The sequence below is a fragment of the Falsigemmobacter faecalis genome, from assembly GCF_003863335.1.
GTDB classification, from domain to species: Bacteria; Pseudomonadota; Alphaproteobacteria; order Rhodobacterales; family Rhodobacteraceae; genus Wagnerdoeblera; species Wagnerdoeblera faecalis.
Genome location: NZ_RRAZ01000068.1, coordinates 1 through 5,322 on the forward strand (window position 1 = coordinate 1; position 5,322 = coordinate 5,322).

3 protein-coding genes and 1 pseudogene are annotated in these 5,322 nt (G+C 60.5%); all 4 read left to right on the forward strand.

The annotated features are described in order from the left end of the window. Positions 1-165: 165 nt before the first annotated feature. The gene (locus EG244_RS19795; protein ID WP_124966875.1) at positions 166-822 is read left to right on the forward strand and encodes a flagellar hook capping FlgD N-terminal domain-containing protein; all 657 of its coding nucleotides are present in this window, start codon (positions 166-168) and stop codon (positions 820-822) included. A 62-nt stretch (positions 823-884) separates the two neighbouring features. Beyond that, entirely contained in the window at positions 885-1,493 is a 609-nt protein-coding gene (locus EG244_RS19800) for an HD domain-containing protein (protein ID WP_124966876.1), read from the forward strand. Positions 1,494-1,583: 90 nt separating this feature from the next. Continuing rightward, entirely contained in the window at positions 1,584-3,971 is a 2,388-nt protein-coding gene (locus tag EG244_RS19805; RefSeq protein WP_124966877.1) for an AI-2E family transporter, read from the forward strand. Between the two features lie 68 nt (positions 3,972-4,039). Next, positions 4,040-4,605, forward strand: a pseudogene (locus EG244_RS19810) (IS5 family transposase); the annotation flags it as partial. Positions 4,606-5,322 lie beyond the last annotated feature (717 nt).

The window sequence follows — 5,322 nt, forward strand, 5'->3', positions numbered from 1 at the left end:
ATGCCAAAGCCTATCACAAAATCGAGTTTCCACACAGCCTCGGCCTGAACGCGCCGTTTTTTCAGCCCCATCCGCGGGTACGGAAGATAGCCCGGATATCGCCGCAGCCGATCCTCGGTGGCGGCATTCAGAAGGCCTTGATTTGAGACTTTGAAAGGACCGCGAATGACCACCATCAACTCTCTGACTTCCGTCACGCCAACGGCGTCGGCCGGCACGCAGGCGGCGGTAATCTCTTCAGATTTCCAGACTTTCCTGAAAATGCTCACCACGCAGATGCAAAATCAGGACCCATTGAACCCGATGGAATCTACCGAATTCGCCACGCAGCTCGCCACGTTCTCGGGGGTTGAGCAGCAGGTTCGGACCAATGCATGGCTTGAGCAGATCGCCACCGCAGGAGGTGCGGGAGGCCTCACCGCATTGTCCGGCCTGATCGGGATGGAGGCCGAACTCCCAACCCCCGCACGCTTCGCTGGCAGTCCGCTGACCCTGCGTTCCGGTCTCCCTCCGGGAGCAGTGAGTGCGGATTTGATCGTAAGAGATCCGTCCGGACAGGAAGTTGCACGCCAGCTCTGGCCGCAGACCGCGAAAGAACTGGCCTGGGCGGGCACATCCGCCTCAGGCAATCCGCTTCCGCAGGGAGAGTACCATTTCTCCTTAGAGCTGCGCGATGCTTCAGGAGGGTTGCGGGAAGTGGCAGTGACCCGCCTTACAGGCATCTCAGAAGTACGGCTTAATGCGGAAGGCGCAGGACTTTTGGTGCTGTCAGATGGTGGTGAAGTCGCAGCAGATGCGCCGCTGGCCCTCAGGCGTCCCTGACTTTGACAGGATGTTCGTCGCCCGTTACCAATTCTGAAACGGTGTGGAACAGGGTGACCGGGATGACCAAGCCACGGGCCTGGCAGAGAATGTTATCGGGTCGTCGGCTGGATCTGCTCGACCCCACCCCTCTGGACATAGAGGTGTCCGACCTCGCGCGCGGCCTGGCGTTTGTCGCGCGCTGGAACGGGCAGACTGAAGGTGATTATGCCTACTCCGTCGCGGAACATTCCCTTCTGGTTGAGCGGCTATTTACTCTTATGAACCCTCAGGAGAGCCCCAGGTGGCGCCTTGCCGCGCTGCTGCACGACGGCCCTGAGTATGTCATTGGCGATATGATCAGTCCGGTGAAAGCTGCAATCGGTCCGGGATATGCCGAACTCGATGCCAGGCTGACCGCAGCCATTCATCTGCGTTTTGGTCTGCCCGCCGTGCTTCCGATCGAGATAAAAAAACGGATTAAAAAGGCTGATCGCCTTTCGGCCTGGGCAGAGGCCATTGGCATTGCAGGTTTCAGCCGCACGGAGGCTGACACCCTCTTTGGCCGCCCTGACCCCGCCCTGATCAGTCTGACAGAGATAAAGTTGCGCCCGCCAAGAGAGGTGCGGCGCGACTTCGAAGATCGCTGCGCGACACTGATACGCGCTGTGGATGCAGACAACCTGAGGTAGTAGTTACTTATTCACCGGGGAACCGCCCTGCAGCCGGGACGTTAAATTCTGCCCGGCACAGCGGGTGTTTTCCTATATGCAGTGTACTTCATGCCCCAGTTGCCTGAGACTTCTCCCGACTATCGTGCCGGAGTTGAACCCCCTCCTGCGGGTGGTGCGCCGGATATGGTGCGGTTTGCCGCAGGTCTGCTGATCACCGCGCTGCTGATTACCGGACTTTATGTCGGTCGGGAGGTTCTGATCCCGCTTGCAGTGGCCGTTCTGATCAGTTTTGCGCTGTCGCCCCTTGTCAGCTGGCTCGTGAAGGTCGGCGTCAAGCGGGTGTTGGCCGTGATCATGGTCCTGCTGACCGTCTTTCTTCTGATGGGCGGGTTGGGCGTTCTGCTTGGCTCGCAGTTGCGCAGCCTTGCCCAGGAACTGCCGACCTATCAGGAAACGATCCGGGAAAAGGTCTCTAACCTTTCGCAGCAGATGCGCGGGCCAGGGATTCTCGACGGCGCAATGAAGACGGTCGATACCCTGCAAAAAGAGGTGGGCCAGACCGTCAAAGACGAAGAAGAGCCGCTTCCAAAAGTTCAGGTCGTGCCGCCACCGGTCTCCCCCATTGAGACCGCCATCGCCTGGCTGGCCCCTGCGCTGGAACCTCTGGCCACTGCAGGCATCGTGATTGTCTTTGTTTTCTTGATTTTGCTGGATAATTCCGACCTGAGGGACCGCCTCCTTCGCATTCTCGGCGGCAATCTTCACCGCGCGACCGATGCCCTCGAAGAAGCAGGATCGCGGATTTCGCGCTACCTTCTCATGCAACTGCTGGTGAACGTGAGCTACGGTATCCCCATGGCACTCGGGCTGTGGCTGATTGGCGTACCGGGGTGGATTCTCTGGGGATCGCTTGCAGCGGTCATGCGCTTTATTCCCTATGTGGGCCCGATGCTTTCGGCGATTTTTCCGCTCAGTCTTGCTTTTGCGGTCGATCCCAGTTGGGAAATGGTGCTCTGGACGCTGGCGCTGATCCTGGTTCTGGAGTTGATCAGCAACAATATTATTGAGCCTTTGCTCTATGGCACATCGACCGGTCTTTCGGCGTTGTCGCTGATCGCCGCCGCGACTTTCTGGACTGCGCTCTGGGGGCCGTTAGGGCTGATCCTCTCAACGCCGCTGACGGTCTGTCTGCTGGTTCTGGGGCGAAACCTGCCACAGTTGAGTTTTCTTGAAACGATTCTCGGCTCTGCCCCCGCACTCGACCCGCCAACCCGGATCTACCAACGCCTGCTTGCCGATGATGCGGATGAAGCCATCGCCATCTCGGGTGCTGAAATTGCGGCCACTTCGGTAACCGATTTTTACAATGACACCGGCATCGAGGTGCTGCGCCGCGTCAGTGACGATTTTTCGCGCTACGCCCGGGCTGAGCATCGTCTGCGCGTCGCCAACGGCATGGATCTGATGCTCGACGATCTGCGCGAGGATTATCCGCCGCCTTCGCCCCCCACCGGTAGCCCCCTGGTGGTTGCCGTTGGGGGACGGTGGGAAATTGACGCCGTTGCCTGCGAAATGCTGGCCCATGCCCTCGCCTTTGACGGCATTGCCGCTGAGCAGCGCCCGGCAGGGGTGGTGACCACTCGCTATGTGGAAAAGCTGGGCCTTGAGGGCGTGGAGATCATTTTCCTGAGCTATTTCAGTGCCGATCCCTCAGGTGCCGCCCGGAACTTCTGCCGTCGCCTGCGCCACCGCTGGCCAGGCGTGCGAATTGTCCTGGGCCTTTGGAACATTCCTGCCACGCGGCTTGAAGAGATTGCGGCGGAGGACTTTGGCGCCGATGAGATCGTGACCTCCATCACGGAAGCGCGCCTGCGCATTGTTCGGATGCTCGATACCGGCGATGTGCCAGAGATTCAGATCGCCCAAGCCCCCGAGGACGACACCGACCGGGTCATCGCGCTTCGCGACACCTCCGTTCTGCAGGGCCATATGCGTGAGGAACTCGACGCGCTGGCCAAGCGGGCGGCGGATGTCTTTGACGTGCCGTTTGCAGTGATCTCGGCCATCGACGAAGAGCAGGAATATATCATCGGGCAAAGCATGGAACTGCCCGGTCGCCGCACGCGCGATGGCACTGACATGATCACAATGCCGCGCAACGAGGCGATCTGTGACCACGTGGTCGCGGCCGGAGAGGCTTTGGTGGTTCCCGATACGGACCGCGATCCCCGCTTCAGCGACCACCCCGCGATCCGCCTCTGGCAGACCCGATTTTACGCTGGCGTTCCGGTCCAGACCCCGGACGGGCACGTACTGGGCGCGCTGTGCCTTTTGGATACGAGCCCGCGAAAGTTCACAGAGGATGAGGTGGAACTGCTCGGAGAACTCGCCGCCGATGTCGCCAGCGCGATTACCGGCGAAGAGGCTGACGCTCCTGAACCCATCTCCCGCTCCGAGAGTGGCACTATGACTTTGGGGCAGCGGGTTCCGGATTGATACAGTCAAGCAAAGTCAGGATCAGGATAATGATTTCATAATCAAGCCTCTGTCAGGAGACCTGCTTGATGAGTGATCTGTTCTGGCTCAGCGATGAGCAAATGGCGCGGCTTGAGCCGTTTTTTCCGAAGTCCCATGGTAAGCCGCGCATTGACGACCGTCGCGTCCTGATCGGCATTATCTTCTTCAATCGCACTGGCTTACGCTGGCGGGACGCGCCCGCGAAATACGGCCCGGCAAAGACCATTTACAACCGCTGAATGCGATGGGGAGAGATGGGCGTGTTCGCCCGTATGATGCGGGGCCTGTCAGATGTGGGCACCGATCCGTCTACCCTGATGATAGACGCAACTTACCTGAAATCCCACCAAACCGCGTCGAGCCTGCGGTTAAAACTGAGGAAGATCAGAAAACGATCCGAGGGATCGTTTTCCTGACGAAGGGGGCGAGGGCGTCTGATCGGGCGCACCAAAGGAGGTCTGAGCACAAAGCTGCATACCCTGACCGATCGAAATGGCAAGCCGCTGCGCTTTTTCCTGAGTGCCGGCCAGGTAGCGATTATACGGGAGCGGTGGCTTTGTTGAGTGCTTTTCCCGAAGCAGATTTTCTGCTGGCAGATCGTGGCTATGATGCTGGCAGCTTGTGTTTCGGCGTGCAGGATCGCGCCTTCGTCTTCTTCCGCGGCACCTGCACAGGTGGCACCTGCGACATCGAGCCATGGCAGCGCCACTTGTCCGGGGCCCATGGCGAGGGAAGACGGTGGTGTTTGCGGGCTGGGACCGGCTCTGCAACCGCCGCTTTCTCCAGATGGGCAGCCCTTCCCTGGTTCAGCCGGTCGCCTGCATGCCCGCGTCTGGCCGGGAGACGGGCCAGGTCGGGAACAAGAGTCGAGTGGGCCGGACTGGTGCGCGAGCGGCTCTTCACGCCCCGTCTGCGCGTGAAGAGCTTCGGGGAGCGGAACGCCTGGCGGCCGGAAAAATGCGTGGCCTGGGCCAGGGCGCATCGCACCCCGAGCCGGCGGATCGGACCCCTCTGGGAGGGGTTCGATAAAGAGCGCCGGCACCTCGTGCCCTGCGCAGGCCCTTTCGATGGCTTCCACAGCGTTCCGGCCCGCTCGAGCCTTGTCCCTGAACCAAAGGCGAGCAAGGTCTCGTCTGGCGAAGACCTGCACGATGCGCTTCGATCACACCACAGACGCGGTTATCCCGGCCGCGGCGGGCCGACCGGTCGATGTGCATGCCTATGCCGATCGGATCGTCCTTCGCGAGGAGGGGGCATCGTCGGTGAGCCTGCGCGTAGCTTCGGTCGCGGCCCGACCGCCGATGACCCATGGCATTATGTGCCTGTTTTC

What these genes read in the sequence shown, in the direction of transcription:
- EG244_RS19795 (WP_124966875.1), top strand. Translation starts at nt 166, where the DNA reads ATGACCACCATCAACTCTCTGACTTCCGTCACGCCAACGGCGTCGGCC.
- EG244_RS19800 (WP_124966876.1), top strand. Translation starts at nt 885, where the DNA reads ATGACCAAGCCACGGGCCTGGCAGAGAATGTTATCGGGTCGTCGGCTG.
- EG244_RS19805 (WP_124966877.1), top strand. Translation starts at nt 1,584, where the DNA reads ATGCCCCAGTTGCCTGAGACTTCTCCCGACTATCGTGCCGGAGTTGAA.